General features: G+C 72.2%; 27 protein-coding genes. 12 read left to right on the plus strand and 15 right to left on the minus strand.

Annotation, left to right across the window (positions count from 1 at the left end; genetic code table 11):
- Positions 1 to 220 precede the first annotated feature (220 nt).
- Both ACWC21_RS15640 and ACWC21_RS15645 read left to right on the plus strand, forming a co-directional pair.
- Positions 221 to 1,096, plus strand: coding sequence for an undecaprenyl-diphosphate phosphatase (locus tag ACWC21_RS15640; RefSeq protein WP_450881980.1), 876 nt, complete (start codon positions 221 to 223; stop codon positions 1,094 to 1,096).
- A 94-nt stretch (positions 1,097 to 1,190) separates the two neighbouring features.
- Entirely contained in the window at positions 1,191 to 1,370 is a 180-nt protein-coding gene (locus tag ACWC21_RS15645) for a hypothetical protein (RefSeq protein ID WP_450881982.1), read from the plus strand.
- A 55-nt stretch (positions 1,371 to 1,425) separates the two neighbouring features.
- On the opposite strand, the gene ACWC21_RS15650 is transcribed toward ACWC21_RS15645, so the two are convergent.
- Complete coding sequence (locus ACWC21_RS15650) at positions 1,426 to 2,229, minus strand: DUF3472 domain-containing protein (RefSeq protein WP_450881984.1); 804 nt, start codon at positions 2,227 to 2,229, stop codon at positions 1,426 to 1,428.
- Between the two features lie 174 nt (positions 2,230 to 2,403).
- Here ACWC21_RS15650 and ACWC21_RS15655 point away from each other — a divergent pair, with 174 nt between their 5' ends.
- Together ACWC21_RS15655 and lnt are read left to right on the plus strand one after the other, a co-directional pair.
- Positions 2,404 to 2,889 carry a nuclear transport factor 2 family protein gene (locus tag ACWC21_RS15655; RefSeq protein ID WP_450881985.1) on the plus strand — a complete coding sequence of 162 codons (486 nt, stop codon included), beginning with the start codon at positions 2,404 to 2,406 and terminating at the stop codon, positions 2,887 to 2,889.
- A gap of 160 nt (positions 2,890 to 3,049) precedes the next feature.
- A complete protein-coding gene (gene lnt / locus ACWC21_RS15660; RefSeq protein WP_450881987.1) occupies positions 3,050 to 4,678 on the plus strand; it encodes an apolipoprotein N-acyltransferase in 1,629 nt (542 codons plus the stop codon).
- Here lnt and ACWC21_RS15665 read toward each other — a convergent pair.
- Both ACWC21_RS15665 and ACWC21_RS15670 read right to left on the minus strand, forming a co-directional pair.
- Entirely contained in the window at positions 4,593 to 5,507 is a 915-nt protein-coding gene (locus ACWC21_RS15665; protein WP_450881989.1) for a Gfo/Idh/MocA family protein, read from the minus strand. The two genes, lnt and ACWC21_RS15665, sit on opposite strands and share 86 nt — an antisense overlap.
- A 10-nt stretch (positions 5,508 to 5,517) precedes the next feature.
- Positions 5,518 to 6,693 carry an FAD-dependent monooxygenase gene (locus ACWC21_RS15670; RefSeq protein WP_450881991.1) on the minus strand — a complete coding sequence of 392 codons (1,176 nt, stop codon included), beginning with the start codon at positions 6,691 to 6,693 and terminating at the stop codon, positions 5,518 to 5,520.
- A gap of 99 nt (positions 6,694 to 6,792) precedes the next feature.
- On the opposite strand from ACWC21_RS15670, the gene ACWC21_RS15675 reads away from it, so the two are divergent.
- From ACWC21_RS15675 to ACWC21_RS15685, 3 genes are all read left to right on the plus strand, one after another.
- Positions 6,793 to 7,383, plus strand: coding sequence for a TetR/AcrR family transcriptional regulator (locus ACWC21_RS15675; protein WP_450881993.1), 591 nt, complete (start codon positions 6,793 to 6,795; stop codon positions 7,381 to 7,383).
- Positions 7,384 to 7,450: 67 nt separating this feature from the next.
- Positions 7,451 to 7,963 carry a DinB family protein gene (locus ACWC21_RS15680; RefSeq protein ID WP_450881995.1) on the plus strand — a complete coding sequence of 171 codons (513 nt, stop codon included), beginning with the start codon at positions 7,451 to 7,453 and terminating at the stop codon, positions 7,961 to 7,963.
- A gap of 113 nt (positions 7,964 to 8,076) precedes the next feature.
- Complete coding sequence (locus ACWC21_RS15685; protein WP_450881997.1) at positions 8,077 to 8,556, plus strand: hypothetical protein; 480 nt, start codon at positions 8,077 to 8,079, stop codon at positions 8,554 to 8,556.
- Between the two features lie 14 nt (positions 8,557 to 8,570).
- On the opposite strand, the gene ACWC21_RS15690 is transcribed toward ACWC21_RS15685, so the two are convergent.
- The 7 genes from ACWC21_RS15690 to ACWC21_RS15720 all read right to left on the minus strand — a co-directional run bounded on the left by ACWC21_RS15690 (position 8,571) and on the right by ACWC21_RS15720 (position 14,610).
- Positions 8,571 to 9,095: a hypothetical protein gene (locus ACWC21_RS15690; protein WP_450881998.1), complete on the minus strand. Its 525-nt coding sequence runs from the start codon at positions 9,093 to 9,095 to the stop codon at positions 8,571 to 8,573.
- A gap of 105 nt (positions 9,096 to 9,200) precedes the next feature.
- Positions 9,201 to 9,884 carry a uracil-DNA glycosylase gene (ung, locus tag ACWC21_RS15695; RefSeq protein WP_450881999.1) on the minus strand — a complete coding sequence of 228 codons (684 nt, stop codon included), beginning with the start codon at positions 9,882 to 9,884 and terminating at the stop codon, positions 9,201 to 9,203.
- Between the two features lie 93 nt (positions 9,885 to 9,977).
- A complete protein-coding gene (locus tag ACWC21_RS15700; RefSeq protein ID WP_450882001.1) occupies positions 9,978 to 11,555 on the minus strand; it encodes an ABC transporter substrate-binding protein in 1,578 nt (525 codons plus the stop codon).
- Positions 11,556 to 11,755: 200 nt separating this feature from the next.
- A complete protein-coding gene (locus tag ACWC21_RS15705; protein ID WP_450882003.1) occupies positions 11,756 to 12,517 on the minus strand; it encodes an SDR family oxidoreductase in 762 nt (253 codons plus the stop codon).
- A gap of 18 nt (positions 12,518 to 12,535) precedes the next feature.
- On the minus strand, positions 12,536 to 13,297 hold the full coding sequence (fabG, locus tag ACWC21_RS15710) for a 3-oxoacyl-ACP reductase FabG (RefSeq protein ID WP_389144872.1): 762 nt from the start codon (positions 13,295 to 13,297) through the stop codon (positions 12,536 to 12,538).
- 126 nt (positions 13,298 to 13,423) lie between these two features.
- Positions 13,424 to 13,840 (minus strand): DUF3037 domain-containing protein, encoded by a 417-nt coding sequence (locus tag ACWC21_RS15715; RefSeq protein WP_450882006.1) that lies wholly within the window; start codon positions 13,838 to 13,840, stop codon positions 13,424 to 13,426.
- Positions 13,837 to 14,610, minus strand: a complete 774-nt coding sequence (locus ACWC21_RS15720) for a HipA family kinase (RefSeq protein WP_450882008.1) — start codon at positions 14,608 to 14,610, stop codon at positions 13,837 to 13,839. The genes ACWC21_RS15715 and ACWC21_RS15720 overlap by 4 nt, the downstream gene beginning before the upstream one ends.
- Before the next feature lie 172 nt (positions 14,611 to 14,782).
- Between ACWC21_RS15720 and ACWC21_RS15725 the strand changes: the two genes are divergently transcribed.
- Positions 14,783 to 15,292, plus strand: a complete 510-nt coding sequence (locus ACWC21_RS15725; RefSeq protein WP_450882010.1) for a Rieske (2Fe-2S) protein — start codon at positions 14,783 to 14,785, stop codon at positions 15,290 to 15,292.
- Positions 15,293 to 15,301: 9 nt separating this feature from the next.
- Here the strand turns inward: ACWC21_RS15725 and ACWC21_RS15730 are convergent, their stop codons facing one another.
- The gene (locus tag ACWC21_RS15730) at positions 15,302 to 15,946 is read right to left on the minus strand and encodes a cysteine hydrolase (RefSeq protein ID WP_450882012.1); all 645 of its coding nucleotides are present in this window, start codon (positions 15,944 to 15,946) and stop codon (positions 15,302 to 15,304) included.
- Between the two features lie 160 nt (positions 15,947 to 16,106).
- On the opposite strand from ACWC21_RS15730, the gene ACWC21_RS15735 reads away from it, so the two are divergent.
- The gene (locus ACWC21_RS15735; protein WP_450882013.1) at positions 16,107 to 16,574 is read left to right on the plus strand and encodes a pyridoxamine 5'-phosphate oxidase family protein; all 468 of its coding nucleotides are present in this window, start codon (positions 16,107 to 16,109) and stop codon (positions 16,572 to 16,574) included.
- A 15-nt stretch (positions 16,575 to 16,589) separates the two neighbouring features.
- Here ACWC21_RS15735 and ACWC21_RS15740 read toward each other — a convergent pair whose 3' ends face one another.
- On the minus strand, positions 16,590 to 17,492 hold the full coding sequence (locus ACWC21_RS15740; protein WP_450882015.1) for a LysR family transcriptional regulator: 903 nt from the start codon (positions 17,490 to 17,492) through the stop codon (positions 16,590 to 16,592).
- Between the two features lie 74 nt (positions 17,493 to 17,566).
- On the opposite strand from ACWC21_RS15740, the gene ACWC21_RS15745 reads away from it, so the two are divergent.
- On the plus strand, positions 17,567 to 18,508 hold the full coding sequence (locus tag ACWC21_RS15745) for a DMT family transporter (protein WP_450882017.1): 942 nt from the start codon (positions 17,567 to 17,569) through the stop codon (positions 18,506 to 18,508).
- 160 nt (positions 18,509 to 18,668) lie between these two features.
- Here ACWC21_RS15745 and ACWC21_RS15750 read toward each other — a convergent pair whose 3' ends face one another.
- A complete protein-coding gene (locus ACWC21_RS15750; protein ID WP_450882019.1) occupies positions 18,669 to 20,000 on the minus strand; it encodes an aminotransferase class I/II-fold pyridoxal phosphate-dependent enzyme in 1,332 nt (443 codons plus the stop codon).
- Positions 20,001 to 20,046: 46 nt separating this feature from the next.
- Here ACWC21_RS15750 and ACWC21_RS15755 point away from each other — a divergent pair, with 46 nt between their 5' ends.
- Positions 20,047 to 20,724, plus strand: coding sequence for a pyridoxamine 5'-phosphate oxidase family protein (locus ACWC21_RS15755; protein WP_450882021.1), 678 nt, complete (start codon positions 20,047 to 20,049; stop codon positions 20,722 to 20,724).
- On the plus strand, positions 20,724 to 21,353 hold the full coding sequence (locus ACWC21_RS15760; protein WP_450882023.1) for an FMN-binding negative transcriptional regulator: 630 nt from the start codon (positions 20,724 to 20,726) through the stop codon (positions 21,351 to 21,353). Before ACWC21_RS15755 ends, ACWC21_RS15760 begins: the two co-directional genes overlap by 1 nt.
- A gap of 82 nt (positions 21,354 to 21,435) precedes the next feature.
- Here the strand turns inward: ACWC21_RS15760 and ACWC21_RS15765 are convergent, their stop codons facing one another.
- The gene (locus tag ACWC21_RS15765; protein WP_450882025.1) at positions 21,436 to 22,392 is read right to left on the minus strand and encodes a DMT family transporter; all 957 of its coding nucleotides are present in this window, start codon (positions 22,390 to 22,392) and stop codon (positions 21,436 to 21,438) included.
- A gap of 174 nt (positions 22,393 to 22,566) precedes the next feature.
- Positions 22,567 to 23,571, minus strand: coding sequence for an EamA family transporter (locus ACWC21_RS15770; RefSeq protein WP_450882027.1), 1,005 nt, complete (start codon positions 23,569 to 23,571; stop codon positions 22,567 to 22,569).
- Between the last annotated feature and the right edge of the window lie 45 nt (positions 23,572 to 23,616).

A 23,616-nucleotide genomic window follows, 5' to 3' on the forward strand; every position in this document is an offset into this window, starting at 1 on the left:
CGCGGACAAGCCCAGCAAGCGCTTTCCCTTTCCGCTGCAACGTATGTGGCGACAACGCGGCCGGTCAACACCTCCGGCCCGGCCGACCAGGTGAACCCCTGCGTCCGGGCCGTCACGGCGGGACGGTACGCTGCCCACCGCGATACAAGATCACCGCCGGACGACCGCCGGATCGCGCTCAACCCCCTCGGCCTTCTCAGCACTTGGACGCCACACCTTCATGTCTTGGTTTGAATCGCTCGTCCTCGGACTCGTCCAGGGGCTGACCGAGTTCCTCCCCGTCTCCTCCAGCGCGCACCTGCGGCTGACGGCGGCCTTCTCCGGCTGGAAGGACCCGGGCGCGGCGTTCACGGCCATCACCCAGATCGGCACGGAGGCCGCGGTGCTGATCTACTTCCGCAGGGACATCGGGCGGATCGTCTCCGCCTGGTTCCGGTCACTGGCCGACAAGGAGATGCGCCGGGACCACGACGCCCGGATGGGCTGGCTGGTGATCGTGGGCTCCATACCCATCGGGGTGCTGGGTCTGACGCTCAAGGACCAGATCGAGGGACCCTTCCGTGACCTGCGGGTCACCGCGACCATGCTGATCGTGATCGGTGTGGTCATCGGCATCGCCGACCGGCTGGCGGCCCGCGACGAGACCGGCGGACGGCACCGGGCGCCCAAGCAGCGCAAGACCCTGGCGGACCTCGGCGTCAGGGACGGCCTGGTCTACGGCCTCTGCCAGGCCTGCGCCCTGGTCCCCGGCGTGTCCCGCTCCGGCGCCACGATCAGCGGCGGCCTGTTCATGGGCTACAAGCGCGAGGCGGCCGCCCGCTACTCCTTCCTGCTCGCCGTCCCGGCCGTGCTCGCCTCCGGCGCCTTCGAGGTGAAGGACGCGGTGGGCAGCGGGCATGTGGCGTGGGGGCCGACCCTCTTCGCCACGGTGATCGCCTTCGCCTCGGGGTACGCGGTGATCGCCTGGTTCATGAAATACATCTCCTCGAAGAGCTTCATGCCCTTCGTCTGGTACCGAGTCGCCCTCGGCATCGCCATCATCGCCCTGGTCACGGCGGGTGCGCTGAGCCCGCACGCGGCCGAGTCGGCGAGCTGAGGTCCCACTCGGCCACCTACCCGTGACCAACCACATACGGTCTGCGTAGCCGTGCGGTAGCGGACTGTCAGTGCTTGGCCCTAGGCTTGTCCGCGTGTCCCCCGATTTCACGACCCCTGGTTCCGTGCGGTCTGCTGCCGAGCTGAACGAGCAGATCCGCGCCCTGTGGCTGCGCGCGGGCGGGTCCCTCTCGGCGCAGGAGCGGGAGGAGTACGAGCTGTTGGTGATCGAGTGGGCCGAGGCGATCCGGGACGGGGTGATCGAGGCGGCCTGAGCCGGAGGAGCCACGCCGGCCGTCAGGCGGGCGCCCGGGCGAGCGTCCTGCCGTCTCACCGCCCGCCGAGGACCACCCTGGCGGCTTTCGTCCACCCCAGATTCACCAGTTTCACTAAACCCCGGGTGCAATTGCCCCGGGTGGACGACGCGTAGGTCGAGCCGTACTGGTAGCGGCCGCCGCCAAGAGCGTTGGCCGCGGGCTGTGTGAAGTAGGCAACCGATCGGGGCACCTTGTCGCAGGCGACGGCTTTGCCGAAGTACTCGCTGAAGTTGGACGGTGTGCCGAGCAGGCTCCGATCGCGCGGTACTCGGAGACTCCCGATGGGCGTGTCGACGCCGGTCCTCATGTTCTGAACCCACGCGCCCCACCACTGACCGCCGGAGTCCGTTTCCAGACGCCATACGCGGAGCCGGTAGCCGGTCTGTGGATCGATGGCGTACGGAATCCTGCAACTGCGACCCGACCCTTCGCCGCCGAAGCCCCCGCAACCGCTCCCCCTGCTGCCGTTCGCGTTCCACAGCGAGAAGATCGCCGTCTCACCGGTCGTGTGGTCGAAACGCACACCGTCGGTCTGCAGGCCGGTGTAACCGCCCTTGCCGGGCGTGGCCGTGAAGTCCCACACCATGGCCCAGTACGAATGGTTCGCCTTCCGCGTGATCTGCACACGCTGGTCGATGTTCCAGAACCCGTTGGCACCGTGCATGTTCCACAACGCGTACTCGTTGGCGTTCCGGTGCTGTGCGGCCTGCGACCCCGCGGCGCTCATCATGAGCGCCGCCCAGACGGCGGTGACCACCCCCAGAAGTCGGCCGCCACGAGCCCGTCGCCTCCAGCGATGTCCTCCTGTGTCGCGCATCCCCACCCCCTCGCCGTCCGCCGCCGGTTCACGGTTCGAACCGGCGGTGTCGTTGCTCCAGAGTGGTCACTCGCGGCACCACGAAGAAGGGGCGTGAGGAAGCGTCGGCCCGCTCCACCGAATACCCCCGGCACGCCTCTTGGATCCGTGCGCCGGGTGCCCAACACTGTGCCGATGACGCAGCGTGTGGAGCTCGCGACGGTGATGGACCGGCTGGCCGTGGACGGGGTGGTGACCGACTACGCGGTGGCCGTGGACGACGGCGACTGGGCGGCGTACCGGGGGCTGTTCACGGCGGACGGGCGGGCCGACTACCGCGGCGCGGGCGGCATCGAGGGAGATGTGGGGCAGGTCGCCGGATGGCTCGCGGAGAGTCTGGGACTGTTCGCGATGCGCCAGCATCTGATCGTCAACCGGCGGGTCCGGTTCGGTCTCCTGGAGCAGGACACCGGGGACACCGCCCGGGTGCAGGCCGACTACCTCAATCCGATGCGGTTCGCGGGCGGCGACGGCGGCTCCACCGCGCCGGATCTGGTGTGCGGCGGACGTTACTCCTTCGGTCTGCTGCGCACGGCCGACGGCTGGCGGCTGCGCGAGGTGGTCGTCCAGGAGAAATGGCGCCGTCTCCCCGGCTCGCGCCCGGCTCCGGTGGCGGGGTGAACCCGGGTTCCGACCGGCGCCGGTGGCGGGGGAAGTCCAGCTCCTGACCGGTGCCCGGCCGATGCGCCCTGTGCGGAAGGACGTCCGGTGCGCACACTGGAAGCGTCCACCGGGAAATCGGTATGCACAGGCCGGCGCTCGCAGGGTAGAGAGGCGACGTATGAATACGTTCGACCGCTGGCTCGCCTCCCCGTGGCGGCGATCCCTCATCGCCGCCCTCGCGGGTGCCCTTCCCGTGTTCGCCTTCCCCGAGCCCTCCCTGTGGTGGTTCGCCTTCGTCGCGCTGGTCCCGTGGATCCTGCTCGCGCGCGCCGCGCCCACCGGCCGGCGGGCGGTGTACGACGGCTGGTGCGGCGGGTTCGGGTTCATGGTGGCGGTGCACCACTGGCTGCTGCCGAGTCTGAACGTCTTCATCTTCCTGCTGGCCGCGCTGCTGGGTGCGCTGTGGGCGCCCTGGGGCTGGCTGGCCCGCCGGTTCCTCGGCGTCCGACCGGCGGGCTTCGGACCGGTGGGCTTCGGTCCGGCGGGCGTCCGAGCGGTCGGCGGCTCCCCCGGGCCCGGGCGGGTGAGCGCCGCGCTGCTGGTGCTGCCGTCGGCGTGGCTGGCGGCGGAGCTGGTCCGTTCCTGGCAGGGGCTGGGCGGCCCCTGGGGCATGCTCGGCTCCACCCAGTGGCAGGTGGCCCCGGCGCTGCGGCTCGCCTCGGTGGGCGGGGTGTGGCTGCTCAGCTTCCTGGTGGTGGCGGTGAACGTCGCGGTCGCCGTGCTGGCGTCGGTGCGCGCCTCCCGGGTGCCCGCCGTGGCCTCGCTGGTGGCGACCGCCGCCGCGGTCTCCGCGGCCTGGATGTGGGCGCCGCGGCCCGACGTCGACGGCGGGGTGCGGATCGCGGTGGTCCAGCCCGGCGTGATCAAGGGACCGACGGCACGCTTCGACCGCGAGGAGACCCTCACCCGACAGCTCGCCGGGAAGGGCGTCGACCTGGTCGTATGGGGCGAGAGCAGCGTCGGCTACGACCTCGACGACCGCCCGGACCTGACCCGCCGGCTCGCCGCGCTGTCCCGTTCCACCGGCGCCGACGTGCTGGTCAACGTCGACGCCCGGCGCTCCGACCGGCCCGGCATCTACAAGAGCTCGATGCTGATCGGCCCGGGCGGGCCGACCGGCGCCCGGTACGACAAGATGCGGCTCGTGCCGTTCGGCGAGTACATACCCGCCCGCTCGCTGCTCGGCTGGGTCACCTCGGTGGGCAAGGCGGCCGGGGAGGACCGGCGGCGCGGCAGCGAGCAGGTGGTGATGAACGTCGGGCACGGGCTGCGGGTCGGCCCGCTGGTGTGCTTCGAGACCGCGTTCCCCGACATGAGCCGCCATCTCGCCGAGGACGGCGCGGACCTGCTGCTCGGCCAGTCCTCGACGTCGTCGTTCCAGGACAGCTGGGCCCCGGAGCAGCACGCCTCGCTGGCCGCGCTGCGGGCCGCCGAGACCGGCCGCCCGATGGTGCACGCGACCCTGACCGGTGTCTCCGCGGTGTACGGGCCCGGCGGGCAGCGCATCGGCCCGTGGCTCGGCACGGGCGCGAGCTCGACCCATGTGTACGACGTGCCGCTGGCGCACGGCGTCACCCCGTACGTCCGCTACGGCGACTGGCCGGTGCACGTCGCGCTGCTGGTGCTCGCCGCCCTGTGTGCCGGCGAGGGGACGCGGACGGTCAGGCGGCGCCGGAGGAGGACTCCCGGACCGCACGTACCACCCGTTCGCACAGTTCATGGGTCGCCAGTGCGTCACGGGCGCTGAGCACCTTGCCCTCGCGTACGGCCCCGAGGAAGGCCAGCACGGCCTGCTCGATGCCGCGCTGGCGGGCCACCGGCACCCAGTCGCCGCGCCGCCGCACCGTCGGCTGGCCCTTGTGGTCGACTATCTCGGCGAGGTTGACCACCTGGCGCTTGGTGTCCTGCCCGGAGACCTCGAGGATCTCCTCCGCCGAGCCGCTGAGCCGGTTCATGATGCCGAGCGCGGTGAAACCGTCCCCGGCGAGCTGCAGGACCACGTGGTGCAGCAGGCCACCCTCCGTGCGGGCGCGGACGGTCACGTCCTCGATCGGTCCCGGCACCAGGAACCGCAAGGTGTCCACGACATGGATGAAGTCGTCGAGGATCATCGAACGCGGCTCCTCCGGCAGCCCGATCCGGTTCTTCTGCATGACGATCAGCTCGCGCGGATGGTCGGCGCACTGCGCGTATCCGGGGGCGTGGCGCCGGTTGAAGCCGACGGCGAGCGAGACGCCGCGCCGCTCGGCGAGCGCCACCAGCCGCTGGGAGTCGGCGAGTTCGTAGGCCAGCGGCTTGTCGACGTATGTCGGTACGCCCGCCTCGAGCAGCCGGCCGGCGATCTCGGGGTGCACGACGGTGGGCGCGTGCACGAACGCGGCGTCGAGGTCCTGGGCGAGCAGCGAGTCCAGGGTGGGGTGCCGGTGTCCGGCCGGGAGGTGGAGGCCGTCGGCGACCCGGGCCAGGGTCGCGGGCGTGCGGGTGTGCAGGTGCAGGTCGACGCCCGGCTGTACGGCCAGCACCGGCAGGTAGGCCTTCTGCGCGATGTCGCCGAGCCCGATGCAGCCGACCTTCACGAGCGTTCCCCTAGCGATTGGGTGCTGGTGTCCTCCCGGCAGCATACGGGGGGCTCCAGTCGGCGATCCCGTCGAAGCTGCGCAGCAGCAGCGCCGGGGCGGCCTTCGACAGCGCGGAGAGCGCGGTGTCGCGCAGGGCGACGGCGGCCCGGTTGCCGGCCATGCTCATCCGGGCCGCCCTGACGGCCTGCCGGGCGATGGCGGTCGTACGGTGCAGCCTGGCCGCCGTGTAGGCGGGGAGGCCGCCGGCGAGCGCCACGAGGACGACGGCGTCCTCGATGGCCTGGTTGCCGCCCTGGCCGAGGGTGGGCGGCATGGCGTGCGCGGCGTCGCCGAGCAGCGCGGTCCGGCCGCGGTGGAAGGCGGGCAGCGGCTCGGCGAGGTGGTGGACGTCGTGGCGGAGCACGTCCTCGGGGCGGGCGGCCGCGAGGACGGCCGGGATCGGGTCGTGCCAGTCGCCGAACCGGCGCAGAAGTTCGGCCCGTTCACCGTCCGGGGCGCGCTCGCCCGCCGGGGCGGTGGCGGCGGCGTAGGCGTACACCCGGCCGTCCTTGAGCGGGTGTGTGCCCCACAGGCTGCCCCGGCCCCAGGTCTCGTGCGAGGCGAACCGCGCACCGGGCACCGGGAGCACGACCCGCCAGGTGGTGAACCCGGCGTAGACGGCGCCCGGGTGTCCGGGGAACAGCAGGCTCCGCACACGGGAGCGGACGCCGTCCGCGGCCACCACCAGGTCGGCCTCCAGGTCATCGTCGGTGGTGGTCACGCGGGCGGGCCGGTCGCGGTCGCCGGGGTCGGCGAGGGTCGCCGCGGTGGCGGTGCGGACGGTGTCCGGTGGCAGCAGGGCGGCCAGGGTGTCGACCAGGGTGGCCCGGTGCAGCAGGACGAGGGGGCCGCCGAAGCGGGCGGCGGCGGCCTCGGCGCTGGAGCGGGACAGCCAGCGGCCGCGCGGCGTGCGCAGTCCGCCGTCGCCCTGCCAGGCGGCCAGGTCGCGTATCTCCTCGCCGATGCCGAGGACGTCCAGGGCGCGCAGTGCGTTCGGAGCCAGGGAGATGGCCGCGCCGACCGGCTCCAGGGAGCGCGTCCGCTCCAGCACGGTGACCTGCCATCCCTGCCCGTGCAGAGCCGCGGCGGCGGTCAGGCCTCCGATGCCTCCCCCGATGACGACGGCGCGCGACGACTGTGCCATGGCTCCTCCTCAGGTGCGGAACGACCTGCTCACTACAAGTGTAGTTCGGCAACGCTTCGACGGTACTACACGTGTAGTCGAAGAGGTAGGTTGACCGGCATGTCCGTACACCCCACGAGCGCCTCCCGCGCCGATCTCGTCGCCGACACCGCCCTCGCCCTGCTCGCCGAACGCGGCATGCGCGGGCTGACGCACCGGGCCGTCGACGAGGCCGCGGGACTGCCGCAGGGCTCGACGTCGAATCTGGCGAGGACCCGGCAGTCGCTGCTGGAGCTGGCGGTGCGCAGGCACGCCGAGCGGGAGGCGCGGATCCTCGCCCTGGAGGAGCTGCCCGATCCGCGCGGCGGCCCGGACGCGCTGGCCGACGCCCTGGCCCTCGCCGCACACCGCTCGATCACCCGACACCGCGAGCTGCTCGTGGCCCGCTACGAACTGGCCCTGGAGGCGACCCGCCGCCCGGAACTGCGCGCCTTCTACGACGCCACGGGCGCCGTCTTCCGCGAGCAGCTGACCGCCATGCTCGACGCCGCCGGCTCGGCCGACCCCGCCCGGCACGTGTTGTCACTGGTCGCCTGGGCGGACGGCTTGATGTTCAGCTGCGTGGCCGGGTCGTTCAACGCCGAGGTGCCGAGCCTGGCGGACGTGCGGGCGGGGGTGCGGGAGCTGCTGCGGGGGATGCTCGGTGGCTGACGGGGACCAGCGTCCTCGGCCGGGAAAACCCGTGGTGGAGGGCGTCGGGGTGGGCCAGGATGCGGGCATGACGATCACACGTGAAGAGCCCGCCCAGAACGCCGACGAACGCTCCATGCTGGAGGGCTGGCTGGACTACCACCGCGGGACGCTGGCCTGGAAGTGCGAGGGCCTGACCGACGAGCAGCTGCGGACCGCGTCGGTGGAGCCGTCCGAGCTGTCACTGATGGGATTGGTGCGGCACATGACCGAGGTGGAGCGGTGGTGGTTCCACGAGGTGCTGCTGGGCGAGGACCCCGGGGTGCTCTACTGCACCGAGGACGACCCGGACGGCGATTTCCACCTCACCGGGACGGAGACCTGGGACGAGACCCGAGCCGCCTGGGAAGCCGCGATCGAGACGTCCCGGCGCCACACCGCGGCCCTGACGCTCGACGACTTCTCCAAGATGCGGGGCAGGACGACCGGGGAGCCCTTCAACCTCCGCTGGATCTACACCCACATGATCGAGGAGTACGCCCGCCACAACGGCCACGCCGACCTGGTCCGGGAACGACTGGACGGCGCGACCGGCGACTGACGTCAACCGCGGCCCGCCCGCACTCCCCGTACGGGGTACGAGATCACCCGTGCGGGGCATCATCGGCTCCCGTACCGTTTCCAACCCGGGCCCCACCCACCAGAGTTGCGCGCGTGCATCGTACGACGACCACCGCAGCGCTCCTGGCCACCGTGGCCGTCTCGGCCCTCTCCGGCTGTGTGACGGTCCAGCGCCCGCCGGCCCCCGGCCCGCCGCCGGGCTCCGCCCCGTCGCAGACGCCGGTGCCCCGGCCGGACGGCAGCGCCCAGCCGCGTGCCGTGCAGGCACCGGCACGGGAGGCACTGGAGATGGTCGGCCCGTCCCGCCACCCGCAACAGCGCACGTCACCGGCCCCGCATCCGCCGGTGGACCCGCCGGCGCCCCGGCAGCCACCGCTCCGCGTGCAGCCACCTCCGCACCCGCATCCCCGCCCCCACCGGCGCAGGCCCCCGGAGCAGCCGCACATCGAGGTCCCGGACTTCTCCCGGACGGCGCCGAAGTCCACGGACGTCTGCGCCCTCGGCAGGAAGTACGGCGGCTGGCGCCCGGACAGCCCCGAGGCGACCATCTGCGAGCAGGCCTATCGGCGCTGACGGGGGCGTTCGCCCTAGGTCGGACGCTGTCTCGGCGGCCCCCAGGCTCCCCCGTCGGCGGAGCCCTCCTCCGCGAGCCGCACCTCCAGCCGGCTGATCGCCGCCCGCACCCCGTTCCCGTAGCCGTCGTCGCCGAGTGCGCGGGCCGCCCCGCGGGCCTGGCGCAGATGGATACGGGCCGCCTCCCGGTGGCCGAGCTTCACATAGTCGGCGGCGAGGTTCAGATGCAGGCTGGGGTAGAAGGCGCGCATCGCCGCCGGACTCTCGTCCCCGGGTGCGCGGTCCTCGGCCAGCTCCTCCGCAGCCGACAACGCCCTCAGGTCCCACGCGAGTTCGTCCGAGGGGTCGTCCTGGGTGTCGGCCAGGTAGTGGGCCAGCGTACAGCGGTGCAGCGGGTGCCCGTCCGTTCCCAGCTCCACCCACAGGTCCAGGAACCGGCGCCGGGCCTCCTCACGGTCCCCGCCGTGGTGCAGCATCACGACCTGACCGATCCGGGTCAGCACGGCGTCGGGCGCCGCCTGCTCCTGCCGCTCCGCCACCGCGTCCTCCGGGCACACTAGGGGCCTGTACCGGACGACGCTAACCGGCGGCACCGGCAAACCCGGTCAGGCGGCCCCGTACGACACGGGACCGCCGGGACGCGGTCAGCCGACGTCGGGGATCGTCCAGTCGATCGGCTCGTGGCCCTGCGCGGCCACCGCCTCGTTGATCTGTGTGAACGGGCGGGAGCCGAAGAACTTCTTGGCCGACAGCGGAGAGGGGTGCGCGCCCTTCACCACGGCGTGCCGCTCGGCGTCGATCAGCGGGAGCTTCTTCTGCGCGTAGTTGCCCCACAGCACGAAGACCGCCGGGTCGGGCCGGTCGGCCACGGCCCGGATCACCGCGTCCGTGAACCGCTCCCAGCCCCGGCCCTTGTGCGAGTTGGCCTCGCCGCCCCGCACCGTGAGCACCGCGTTCAGCAGCAGGACGCCCTGCCGGGCCCACGGCATCAGATAGCCGTTGTCCGGGATCGGGGTGCCCAGTTCCTCGTGCATCTCCTTGTAGATGTTGCGCAGCGACGGCGGGACCCGCACCCCCGGACGGACCGAGAAGCACAGGCCGTGCCCCTGGCCCTCGCCGTGGTAGGGGTCCTGACCGAGGACGAGGACCTTCACGCTCTCGTACGGCGTGGCGTCCAGCGCGGCGAAGACCTCCTCGCGGGGCGGATAAACGGGACCCTTCGACCGCTCTTCCTCGACGAACTCGGTCAGCTCCTTGAAATAGGGCTGCTGCAGTTCGTCGCCCAGAACCCCGCGCCAGGACTCGGGCAGCATGGCGATGTCGGTCACGTCAACGTCCTCACGATGTGCGGTCACTTCCAGGTCTCAGAACCTACAGGCGACCACTGACACCAGGAGCCCGCCCGGCGAAAACACCTCCGGCTACCAGCTGGTCTTGCGGTGCAGCTCCCACATCATCATGATCGTGGAGGGGTCCAGCGCCTGCTCTCCGCCGGAGATGTCGTCGCTGGCCGCCACGTACTGGCGGCCCTGCCACAGCGGCAGCAGCCGGGCGTCGTCGACCAGGATCTGCTGTGCCTCCTGGAACTCCTTCACGACCTTGGCGCGGTCGCTCTCGCGACGCGACTCGGGCAGCAGCGTCTGGGTGATCTTCGGCGCCGGGTAGGGCGTGCCCAGCGCGTTCCGCTCGCCCACGAACGGGGCGATGAAGTTGTCCGCGTCCGGGAAGTCCGGGAACCAGCCGCGCCCGAACACCGGGTACTCACCGTTCTCGTACCCCTGCACGTACGTCTTCCACGGACGGCTCTTCAGCGTGATCGTGAACAGGCCGGAGCCGTCCAGCTGCCGCTTGAGCTCCTGGAACTCCTTGGCGGTCTCCGAGCCGTAGCGGTCGGTGGTGTACCAGAGCGTGAGCGGGACCCGCTGGTGGAGGCCCGCCTTGGTGAGGATCTGACGGGCCTTGGGGACGCTGGGGTCGCCGTAGTCGTCGAAGAAGCCGGTGGTGTGACCCGTCAGGCCCGCGGGGACCATGGAGTACAGCGGGTCGACGGTGTCCTTGTACACCTTGTGCGCGATGGCGGCGCGGTCGACGACCTGTGCGACGGCCTTGCGGACGGCCGGGTTCTTGGCCCACGGATCCTTGGGGTTGAACACCAGGTAGTTGATGTCCGTGCCGGCGCCGTCCACCAACTGGAGGTCGCTGGAACCGTGGCTCTGCAGGGCGACGATGTCGTCGGCGGCGAGGCCTCGGTAGGTGACGTCGATCTGCTTGTCCTTGAGCGCCCTGACCATGGTGCCGGAGTCCCGGAAGTAGCGGATGGTCACCGCGTCGTTCTGGCGCCGGGCGAAGCCCTGGTAGTGGTCGTTGCTGACGAGTACGGCCTTCTCGCCCTCCTGGTACGACTGGAGCTCGTAGGGCCCGGATCCGTCGACCTTGCCGTCCTTGCGCAGTGATTTGGCGGGGTAGTCGTCGGGGTCGACGATGGACATGGCCGGGGTGGCGAGCACGAAGGGGAAGGTCGCGTCGGGCTTGTTCAGGTGGAAGACCACCTGGCGGTCGCCGAGCACCTGCACCCGGTCGAGGCTGCCGAGCAGTCCGGCGGGGCCGGTCTTGGCGTTGATGGTGCGGATGCGGTCGATGGAGTACTTGACGGCCTGGGCGGTGAGCGCGTCGCCGTTCGAGAACTTCACGCCGGGGCGTATCTCGCAGCTGTAGGTGCGGTAGCCGGAGTCCGTGAACTTGCAGCTCTTGGCGGCGTCGGGCTGAGGGGTGATGGCACCGTTGGGGTAGGCGAGGAGCGTCTGGTAGATGTTCCGGAACAGCTCCCAGGAGCCGTCCCAGGACGCGGCCGGGTCCAGCGTGCTGGGTGCGCTGGTGGTCCCCACCACGATCGGCCCCCCGCTGCTCGGGTCGCTCGCGGAGAAGACACTGCACCCGGCCGTCAGGCACATGGAGGCGACAGCCGCCACTCGTCTCAGGCATCGCTTCCGGTTGAACACGCGCACGCTCCTCGATCCGCCATACCAAGGGTCGGCAGACCTTACCGCAGCGTCTGGCGCCCTGAACCACCCTGTGACCAGCGCCCTTGATCAACTGCGCTTTGACGACGTTGTCACCGGACCGTGCGGGTCCGGTACCACGCAAAACGGGCGCCGCCCCCGCGGGGAACGACGCCCGAAGCGCTGTGCCGACCGTGCCGTCAGCTCACGCCGGCGTTCAGGAAGATGCCGCCGTCGACCACGAGCGTCTGCCCGGTGATCCAGTCCGACTGGGCGGAGGTGAGGAACGCGGCGGCGCCGCCTATGTCGGACGGCACCCCGAGCCGGGCGAGCGGGTAGGCGGCGGCGGCCTCCTCCTCCCGGCCCTCGTACAGGGCCTGCGCGAACTTGGTCTTCACGACGGCCGGGGCGATGGCGTTGACCCGCACCTTGGGGGCGAACTCGTGCGCCAGCTGCTGGGTCAGGTTGATCATCGCGGCCTTGCTGACGCCGTAGGCGCCGATGAACGGCGAGGGCGCGAGGCCGGCGACCGAGGCGATGTTGACGATCGCGCCCCCGTTGTCCTTCTGCCAGGCGTGCCAGGTCTTCTGCGCGAAGCCGAGCGCCGAGATCACGTTGGTCTCGAACACCTTGCGCGCGACGTCCAGGTCGAGGTCGGCGATCGGCCCGAACACCGGGTTCGTACCGGCGTTGTTGACCAGGAAGTCGACGCGGCCGAAGGCCTCCATGGTGCGCTCGACGGCCTCGGCCTGGTGGGCGAGGTCGTGCGCCTTGCCGGCGACGCCGATGACCCGCTCGGCGCCGAGCTGCTCGACGGCCTCCTTCAGGGCACCCTCGTTGCGGCCGGTGATGCACACCCGGTCGCCGCGCGCGACCAGTGCCTCGGCGATGCCGTGGCCGATGCCGCGGCTGGCGCCCGTGACGAGGGCGACCTTGCCGGAGAGTTCGGGAAGTTCAGTCATGTCCGGGATCCCCAGGTCCTAGTCGAGCGGTCCGCCGGCCACGTACAGCACCTGGCCGGAGACGAAGCCGGCGGCCTCGCCCGTGAAGAACGCGATGGCGTTGGCGATGTCCTCGGGCTCACCGACGCGCTGGACGGGGATCTGGGTGGCGGCGGCGGCCTTGAACTCCTCGAAGCCCATCTTCACGCGCTCGGCCGTGGCCTTGGTCATCTCGGTGGCGATGAAGCCGGGGGCGACGGCGTTGGCGGTGATGCCGAACTTGCCCAGCTCGATGGCGAGGGTCTTGGTGAAGCCCTGCAGGCCCGCCTTGGCGGCGGAGTAGTTGGCCTGGCCGCGGTTGCCCAGCGCGGAGGAGGAGGACAGGTTGACGACGCGGCCGAAGCCCGCGTCGACCATGTGCTTCTGGACGGCCTTGGTCATCAGGAAGGAGCCGCGCAGGTGCACGTTCAGGACGGTGTCCCAGTCGGAGACGCTCATCTTGAACAGCAGGTTGTCACGGAGCACGCCCGCGTTGTTCACGAGGATGGTGGGCGCGCCGAGCTCCTCGACGATGCGCGCCACGGCCGCCTCGACCTGCGCCTCGTCGGAGACGTCGGCGCCGACCGCGATGGCCTTGCCGCCGGCCGCGGTGATCTTCTCCACGGTGTCCTTGCAGGCGGCCTCGTCGAGGTCGATCACTGCGACCGCGCGGCCCTCGGCGGCCAGCCGTACGGCGGTGGCGGCGCCGATGCCGCGTGCCGCGCCGGTGACCACGGCGACCCGCTGCTCAGTGGTGGACATTGCTGGTTCTCCTCGCCCTAGAGAAGGTGCGCCCGTTTGGTGAGCGACCGCTTAGTACCTTCAGTACACGTGACGCTAGAAGCCGTGGCACCCGGTGTCAACGGCCCACCCGGTGCGTGTGATCCATTACCTCACCAGGAGCTCCAGCAATCGCGCAGCCTCGCCCGCCGGATCGGTGGTGAGCCCGGTGTGCACCGGGCCGGGCTGCACGACCGTGGAGCGGGGCGCGATCAGCCAGCGGAAGCGCCGCCCGGCGTCGTCGCCCGCCGCCTGCCCGGCCGCTTCCCCGCCGGCGCACACCCCCTCCACGGCCCCGAGCGCGGCCCGGACGCCGGCCACGTCCGCGCCGGGGTCCAGCGCCAGCAGCCGGGCCTCGTCCAGGTGGGTGCGGGCGCCGACGTACGCCTTCGCACGGCAGTAGACGACCACACCGGCGTTGATGCACTCGCCCCGCTCGACGCGGGGCACGACCCTGAGCAACGCGTACTCGAAGACGTCGCGGTCGCCGCCCTGGCCCGCCCTGGTGATGTGGCGCTCGGTCATTTGTGCCCCTCGGTGCTTGCGATGCCTTCGACGCGCTCATGGATGACGGCGGCTCGCGCGAGCAGCGGCCGCGCGTAGGCCCGGCGCAGGTCGTCCGGGGTCGCGAAGCCCGGCTCGTCGGCCAGCCAGGCGTCCGGGATCTCGGCGGTGACCTCGGCGAGGAGGTCCTCGGTGACCAGGGGCGCCAACTCGGTGGCGGCCGAGCGGACATCGGGCGCGAAACGCGCGAGGGCATGGTCCGAGGCGTCGTACGGGCGGGTCGCGGAGGTCTCCGCGGAGGGCCAGTTGTGGTGCCAGATCATGGTGGCGCCGTGGTCGATGAGCCACAGCTCCCCCCTGTGCACCAGCAGGTTCGGGTTGCGCCAGGAGCGGTCGACGTTGTTCACCAGCGCGTCGAACCAGACGATCCGCCCGGCCTCCTCACGGCTGACCGTGAAGGCGAGCGGGTCGAAGCCGAGGGCTCCGGAGAGGAAGTCCATGCCGAGATTGGTGCCGCCGCTGGACCTGAGCAGTTCCTGCACCTGCTGGTCGGGCTCGCCGAGCCCCAGGACCGGGTCGAGCCCGATCGCCACCAGCCGGGGCATCCGGAAGCCGAGCCGGCGGGCCAGTTCGCCGCAGACGACCTCGGCGACCAGTGTCTTGCGGCCCTGGCCGGCGCCGGTGAACTTCATGACGTACGTCCCGAGGTCGTCGGCCTCGACGAGCCCCGGCAGCGAGCCGCCTTCACGCAGGGGCGTGATGTAGCGGGTCGCGATGACTTCCTTGAGCATCGCCCCAGGTTACTGGCCTGCGCCGACGGCCGGACCGGCAGCGCGGCCACAGCTCCGGTTCACGCCCGCCTCATCTCCGGGGGGACAAGATCTCGATGCCGTCTGAACAGGTGGTGCCCCGGGACCGTACCCCTGGACGGATCACGAAAAGCTCCGCGGAAGGGAACCCCTCATGACCAGCGCATCGCCCACTCCCGCAGCCGGACCGGCCCGCCGTACCGTCGTGGCCGCGGCCGGAGCGGCGGGACTCGCCGCCGCGCTGGCCGCCTGCGGCTCGGAAGACGATTCGTCGAACGCCTCCGGCGCGGCCGGAGCCGGCACCTCCGCAGGCACGGCGGGAGCCGCCGGCTCCGGCACCGCGCCCAGCGCGCAGGCGGGCAACGGCGGTGCCGGCGGCACGGCGCTCGCCAAGACCGCGGACATCCCCGAGGGCGGCGGCAAGGTCTTCAAGGACCAGGGCGTGGTGGTCACCCAGCCGACCGCCGGAACGTACAAGGCTTTCTCGTCCAAGTGCACCCACGCGGGGTGTGCGGTGGGCAGCGTCGCCAACGGTGTGATCGTCTGCCCGTGCCACAACAGCCACTTCTCCGCCGCCGACGGCAGCGTGAAGCAGGGGCCGGCGACCCAGCCGCTGGCCGCCGCTAACATCACCGTCTCCGGGGACGAGATCAAGCTGGCGTGAACGCGGGCGTCAGCCCCGGCGGCGCGGCCGCTCGAGGCAGCCGAGCACCTCGTTCGTCGTCGTGACCGTGGCGACCAGCGCGAGGGTGTTGCGGATCATCACCGGGGTGTACTCGGGGGGCACCCCGGCGATGGCGTCGCCGGGCACGACGGCGGTGTAGCCGAGGTTCACTGCGTCGAAGACGGCGTTGGGGATCGCCACGTTGGCCGACACCCCGGTGACGACCAGCGTGCGGCAGCCCAGGTTGCGCAGCAGCGCGTCGACCTCGGTGCCCTGCACGGGCGACAGACCGTGCAGCCGTCGTACGACGATGTCCTCGTCGGCCACCTCGATGGGAGCCGCGACACGCACCGCCGCGGTGCCGGACAGCTGCTGGACCGGCAACCGTTCGGCGGCGCGGAACAGCCGGGCGTTGCGGCCGGCGCCCCGGCCGTCGGGACGGCGCTCGGCGACGGCGTGGATCACCTGGACACCACTGTCGTGCGCGGCGGCGACCAGCCGGGCGATGTTGTCCAGGGCGCCGGAGGAGCGGGCCTGAGCGGCCAGTTCGGGCAGCGCGCTGCCGGGGCCCACCACGCCCTGCTGGCACTCCACGGTGAGCAGCGCGGTGCTCGGGGGGTCGAGGAGTCCACCGAGCCGCTCGCGGGACGCCATGATGTCCTCTTTCGCCGGGTGACGGGGCGGGCGAGACTAACGGCCATTGCGTACGAGGGGAAGACTACCCATTCTTTTCTGACGTGATGTCAGAGGATCTAGACGCCGGACAGGACCCGGACCGTCTCCTCTGGCACGACGTGGGAGAAGAGGGGGACGCATGACCGCCACGCAGCGCCGGGGCCGCAAAATCATGATGACACCGGGTGAGGTGGACGAGTTCCTCACCACCCAGCGCACCTGCCGGGTCGCCACCGTGTCGGCGAACGGCGCTCCGCACGTGAGCGCCCTGTGGTACGCCTGGGACGGCGTGTCGCTGTGGCTGTACTCCGTGGTGCGCAGCAAGCGCTGGACGGACCTCGGCCGCGATCCGCGGGTGGCGATCGTGGTCGACTCGGGTGAGGAGTACGAGCAGCTGCGCGGTGTCGAACTGACCGGCACGATCGAGTTCGTGGGCGAGGTTCCCCGGATCGGCGAGTTGTGCGCCGAACTGGACACCGCCGAGATGCTGTTCGCCCGGAAGAACTTCGGCCTGGACGAGATGCCCCACGACGGGCGGCACGCCTGGGCCCGGCTGACGCCCGACAAGATCGTCTCCTGGGACTTCAGCAAACTGGGGCCCGCGTAGGACGGCCGGGACGGCTCAGCCGACCTTCTCGGCCGCCGCCCGCAGGGAGTCGACCGCCGCACGGATCGACGGGCGGCGGTCGGCGTCCGCACGCCAGACGACGTACACATGGCGGCGTACCCGCTGCCGGAGAGGAACCGTGACGACGCCGGGGGGCACCGGATGGCGCCCCAGCAGCGGTGCGATGCAGACGCCCAGACCGGCTGCCACCAGACCGAGTTGGGTGTGGGTCTCGGCCGCCCGGTGGCCGACGATCGGCTCGACGCCGCGCGAGCGCAGTGTGAACATCAGCCACTCGTGGCAGAACTCGCCCTCGCCCCAGGTGATCCACTCGTCCTCGGCGAACTCCCCGAGGTCCACCTCGTCCCGGCCCGCCAGCGGGTGGCCGGCCGGCATGGCCACATCGGCGGGGTCGTCCAGGAGGGGCGCCTTGACGAGGCCGTCGGGCACCGGCATCGGCTTGTTGTACCAGTCGAGGACGACCGCGAGGTCCAGATCGCCGCGCACCACCCCGGCGACGCCGTTCTCCGGCTCCAGTTCGCAGGAGCGCACCCGTAGCGCGGGGTGCAGGGCGCGCAGACCGGCGAGGGCGGTGGGGAACAGGCCCCGTGCGGCGGTCGGGAAGGCGGACAGTCGCAGCTCTCCGGCGACCTGGCCCCGGTGCGCCTCGAGGTCGGACTGGGCGAGCTCGACCTGGGAGAGGATGCGTGCCGCGTGCTCGGCGAGCAGCCGGCCACCGTCGGTGAGCCGGACGCCGCGCCCGTTCTTGGCGAGCAGTTGCTGACCGACCTCCCGCTCCAGTTTGCCCAGCTGCTGGGAGACCGCGGACGTCGTGACGTGCAGCGCCTCGGCCGCGCCGCTGACCGAGCCGTGCCGGGCGAGGGCGTCGAGGGTGCGCAGGCGCTCCAGGTTCAACATGTAAGTAATACTAAGACGTACACCTGTGGAAATCTCAATTGTGCTACGAGGTCCGCTGCAGCATCGTGGAAGCCATGACCACCGCCACAGCCGCCCGGACGGAATCCCGTACCACCCCGCGCCCCCGTGTCCGCCTCGACTGGCGCCTTCGCTTCGGCGCCCTGTCCCTGATATGGGGCTTCAGTTTCCTGCTCATCAAAGTGGGCACCGACGGCTATGCGCCGTTCCAGGTCACGCTCGGGCGGCTGGTCTTCGGCACGGCGGTGCTGGGGGCCGCGATGGCGGTGAAGCGGCAGCGGCTCCCCCGCGGGGCCCGGACCTGGGGCCACCTGACGGTGGCCGCCTTCCTGCTCAACGCCCTGCCCTTCTCCCTCTTCGCCTACTCGGAACTGACGATCCCGTCCACACTGGCCGGCATCTGCAACGCCACCTCCCCGCTGTGGGGCATGGCCCTGTCCCTGGTCGCGCTCTCCGAGGACCGGCCGACGCGGCTGCGGGTCGCCGGGCTCGGCCTGGGCTTCCTCGGCGTCCTGACGGTCCTCGGCGCCTGGCAGGGGTTCAACGGCCTGGACACCACGGGCACGGCACTGGCCCTGCTGGCCTCGCTCAGCTACCCGGTCGGCTGGATCTACGTGCGCCGCACCCTCGCCGGTACCGGCCACTCGCACCTGTCCATGACCGGCGCCCAGCTGCTCCTGGCCACGCTCCAACTGGCGGTCGTAACACCCGTGTTCACCAGCCTTCCTGACCGCTTCCCCGTCATGCCGCTGCTCGCCGTCGCCGCGCTCGGCGCCCTCGGCACCGGCCTCGCCGTCCTCATCCAGTACGGCCTGGTCGCCGAGGTCGGCCCGACGACGGCCCAGATGGTCACCTACTTCATCCCGGTCATCGCCACGGCCGCCGGCGTGGCCGTCCTGGGCGAGACGCTGCGCTGGACGACACCGGTGGGCGCCGCGATAGTGCTGGCGGGTGCGGCACTGACCCAGGCTCGGGGCCGGCGGTCCCGGTCCGCCTAGTGCTGCGACCGGAAAGGTTTGCCTGGAAGCTCGCGGCGTCCGGTGCGGTGCCTCGCAAGGCGGAGCATCACCCGCGTACTGGATGTACTCGGGTGGTGCGACAACGCGGCGAGGTGCCGTGCCGGGCGTCGCGAGCCGGTGAACCTTTTCGGTCGCAGCACTAGACGTAACCGCGCAGCGGAGTCGGGCTCACGGCGGAGGCGACCGCGTCCGCCAGTGGGCCGGCCTCGGCCGGGTCCAGGGTGGAGACGGTGATCCGGATGCCGGGTGGGGCGTCGAGACGGAAGCGTGCGCCGGGCGAGACGGCCCAGCCCGCGTGCAGCAGACGGGCGACCGCACCGGTCTCGTCGGGCACGGGCACCCAGACGTTCATGCCGCTGCGGCCGTGGGCGCGGACACCGCGCTCGGCGAGCGCGTCGATGAGCAGCTCCCGCCGGGTCCGGTACGCCGCGGCCACCGCCGGCCCGTCCACCACCCCGTCCGCCCGCAGCCGGAACACCGCCCGTTGCAGCAGCAGACTCACCCAGCCCGGGCCCAGCCGCTGGCGGCCACGGACCCTGTCGACGGTGACCGGGTCACCCGTGAGCACCGCGAGCCTGAGGTCGGGGCCGTAGGCCTTGGCCGCGGAGCGGACGAACGCCCAGTGGCGGGTGACGCCCGCGAGGGGATGCAGCGGCAGGTCGACGATGCCGTGACCGTGGTCGTCCTCGACCAGCAGGGTCCCCGGGTACTCGCGCAGGACCGCGCGCAGGGCACGGGCGCGTGGCGCGCTCACCGCGGCACCGGTGGGGTTCTGGGCACGGTCGGTGACGATGAGGGCGCGTGCGCCGGAGCGCAGGGCGGCGCGCAGATCCTCGGGCCGTGGCCCCTCGTCGTCGACGCCCACGGGCGTCGTACGCAGTCCGAGTGCGGGAACGAGGTCGAGGGTGCGGCCCCAGCCGGGGTCCTCGACGGCGACGGCGTCTCCCGGCCGCAGGTGGGCGGTGAGAACCCGTTCGACGGCGTCGAGCGCCCCGGAGAGCACGGCCAGGGGACCGTCGGGCACGTGGTCGGCGTCGAGTTCTGCGCGTGCACCGCGCGCCAGTTCCGGCTCCACCGGGTCGTCGCCGTACAGCACCGGCTCGCGGTCCATCTCCTCGGCCACGGCGGCCAGCGTGGGGGCGAGCGGCGGCAGCAGTGCCGGGTCGGGGTTGCCGTCGGACAGGTCGCGCACTCCGGCCGGTACGTCCACGCGCACCTTCTCCCGCCCGGTGGTGGCCGGCTTCGGCCTGATCCGGCTTCCCCGGCGCCCGGCGGTCTCGATGACCCCGCGCTCGCGCAGGGTGCGGTAGGCGGCCGCGACGGTATTGGGGTTCACCCCCAGGCTGACGGCCAACTCCCGCATGGGCGGCAGAAGCCGGCCGGGCTCGAGGGCACCCGTCCCGACCGCGCCCTCGATGCTCGCGGCAATCTCCGCTGCGCCACGCCCTGTGATCCGATATTCTCCTAGCACAAAGACAATTATGCACTAGTGCAATTCACACGCAAGGGAAGCCGCCATGCAGGGCACCCAGACGCCGCCTCCGTCCGCCTACTCCCCCACCGACCGCACCGTCCCCACCCGCTCCGCCGACCGGGCCTCGTACGACCGGGACCTGGTGCACGCGATACTCGACGAGGGCTACGTCTGCCACCTCGGCTTCGTCCGCGACGGCGCGCCCGTGGTACTGCCCACGCTCTACGGCCGGGTCGGTGAGCGCCTGTACGTGCACGGCTCCACGGGTTCGCGCCCGCTGCGCATGACCGGCGAGGCTGATCCGGGTCTGCCCGTGTGCCTGACGGTCACCCATGTCGACGGCCTGGTGCTGGCCCGCTCCGCGTTCCACCACTCGATCAACTACCGCTCCGTGGTGGTGCACGGCACCGCGTACCAGGTCACGGACCCGGAGGAGAAGAGGCTCGCCCTGGACGCACTGGTCGACCACGTGGTCCCGGGCCGCGCCGCCGACTCCCGGCCCGCCAACAAGAAGGAACTGGCCGCCACCTCCGTGATCCGCCTCGACCTGAACGAGGTCTCCGCCAAGCTCCGCACCGGCGGGGTGAACGACGAGCCCGAGGATCTCGCGCTCCCCCACTGGGCCGGCGTGGTACCGCTGCGCAAGGGGTACGGCGCTCCGCTCCCCGAGGGGGATCTGCTCCCCGGCACGGCCCTGCCCGGCTACCTGGCGGACCTGTGATGCTGATACACCCCTGGGACGCACCCCACGACGACACCGAGTGGCAGACCTGGCTGGCCGCCCACGACTTCGGCCAACTGGCGGTCAACGGCCCGCCCGGCGAACCCCCGCTCGTCCAGCCGCTGCACTTCGCCTACGATCCCGGGCGCGGGGAGGCCGTCACCCACCTCGCCCGTCCCAACCCGTTGTGGCGTGCACTGGAGGCGAACCGGCGGGTGCTGCTGAGCGTGGTCGACGACTACGTGTACGTCCCCGGCCCGTGGCAGGCCGCCCCGGGCACCCCGCCCGAGCACGGCGTGCCCACCAGCTTCTACGCGGCCGTCCAGCTGAGCTGCACCGCACACGTCGTGGACGACCCGGTGGCCAAGGCCGCCCTCCTCAACCGCCAGGTCGGCCACTTCCAGCCGGAGGGCGGCTCGGCCCGGGCGGCCGCCGGCGAAGCACCGTACGGCCGCCTGCTGTCCGGCATCCGCGTCCTGCGGCTGGAGGTGACCGACGTCCGGGCCAAGTTCAAGTACGCGGGCAAGAAGGCGGAAGAGGTCCGGCAGCAGATGACGGCGGCCCTGACGACCCGCAACGGCCCGCGCGACGCGGCGGCGCGGGAGCATCTGGTGCGGCGGGGGCTGTGACTGGCAGCCCCCGCCGGTCCGCGCCCGTCGCGTCCCCGCCCGTAGCGCTCGGCCCCTTTCTGACGGCCGGCACGGCAGGGTCTCACACCAGCACGGGCCGTCCCTCCCCGCGTGCCCGCCGCGCCCCGCGCGCCTCCGCCACCGCGAGCCCGGTGACCGAGCCGAGCATCAGCACCGTTCCGGCCACGGTGGACGCGGTCAGGTGCTCGCCGAGGAGGGCGACGGCCAGTACGGCGGCGCTCACCGGTTCCAGCAGCATGATCACGGAGACGGTGGCCGCCCGTACCACGGCGGCGCCCGCGAAGTAGAGGGCGTACGCGAGGGCCGTGGGGACCGCCGCGATGTATCCCAGCAGCCAGAGCACCCGCAGGGGATGGGCGGTGTGCGGCAGCAGCCCCTCGGTCAGGGCGAACGGCAGCAGGCAGAGACTGGTCACCCCGAACGCCCACACCGCGGCGTCCGAGGCGTCGTTCCCGCCGCGCTGCCCCCACCAGCGGGTGAGCAGGGTCATCAGGGAGTAGCCGGCCGCCGACACGAGCGCGAGCAGGACGCCCCAGGGGCGTACGGTCGCACCCGCGCCGCCGAACGTCAGCACGGCGAGTCCGGCGAGGGCTCCGCCGACAGCGGCGGCACCGGCCGCGCCGAGCCGCTCCCCCAGGGCGACGCGGGCGCCGAGCGCGATGAGCACGGGACCGGCGCCGAGGGTGACCACGGTGGCGACGGCGAGTCCGGTGGCGGACACGGCCGCGAAGTAGGCGGTCTGGAACACGGCGAGGCCGACGCCGTTCGCCAGGGCCTGCAGGACACGGTGGCCGAGCGGCTGGGTGACAGCGGGACGCGGACGGCGGCGCAGGAGCCGGCCGGCGAGCAGCAGCGCGAGCCCGGCCGCGCAGCGCCAGAAGGAGAGGGTGACGGCCCCGATGTCACTGGTCCGGTGGACCAGCGAGGCGGCGGCGCCGGCGGTGCCCCAGGCGGCACCGGCGACGATCAGACAGAGCAGGCCACGCCCGACGGGCAGGCCAGAGAAACCATGCGACACGAGTGGTCTCCGCAGAGGTGGAAGTTCGGCAACGGCCCCGCGTCAGCAGGACCCACGGACTTCGTCTGCGGGCAGCACCGTCCCGCCCGGCGACAAGCCGGGCGCGTTCCCGGAGGCCCGCCTCAGGCGGCCGGGGGCGGAAGGACGAGTGCGTTCATCGGCATGGCCGCCACCCTAGGCGGCCGTTCCGCGGGTGGACAACTGCCTTTCCGGACCGCCGCCGGCCACCGGCTCCACGGCGCCCTCGGCCGGCGTCGACGACTGCGCGATGTACGCGCCGAGCAGGACGACGGCACCGCCGACCACCTGCGGCGCCGAGAGGTGCTCGCCGAGCAGCACCCACGCCAGCACGGTCGCCAGCACCGCTTCGAGACAGGCCACTACGCCCGCGACCTGCGGGGACAGCCGGCGCACGGACAGCACCCCGGTGATGTAGGCGGCAACCGTGGCGACGAGCACGATCCAGGCCAGCAGGACGGCGGCCGGGACTTCGCCGCCGTTCATGCGCGCGGTGCCGGACAGGACCGACCAGTCCATGGTCCAGGGACGGGCGACGGAGGTCAGCACCACGGCCCCGACGAGAAGTCCGTAGGCGATGACGCCCAGAGGGTCCGGTGCCTCCTCTCCCGTCCCGGCACCATGGTCGGACAGTATGAAATAGCCGACCTGGCAGCCGGCCGCACCGAGCGCCAGCAGCAGCCCCAGCGCGTCGAAGGCGAGACCCGACCACACCTCCACCACGCAGGCGAGACCGCCGACCGCGAGGACCACCCCGAGCGCGGCCGCCCTCGTCACCGGCCGTCGCTGCACGAACCGCACCCAGCCGAGCACGAGCGCGGGTGCGAGGTACTCGACCAGCAGCGCGACACCCACCGGGATCCGGGACAGCGCCGCGAAATAGCAGGCTTGGACCCCGGCGACCGCGAGCAGCCCGAACCCGGCGAGGAGCGCGGGACGGCGGCGCGGCAGGGAGCGGTGACGCACCGCGAACGGCAGCATCACGAGCGCGGCGCCCGTCACCCGCAGCCACACCACGTGGAGCGGGTCGAGCCCCGCCTCGATCAGCGGCTTCGCGGCGACCCCGGACCCTCCGAAGGCGAGCGCGGAGCCGAACGCCAGACCGAGCCCGAGGCTCTTCCCGCCCCCGCCGTGACTGCTCTCAGAGATACACACCGGCACATGATGGCAGGCAATGACATGAGCGTCACCCCAGTTGACACCTGT

This window comes from Streptomyces sp. NPDC001348, assembly GCF_053597535.1.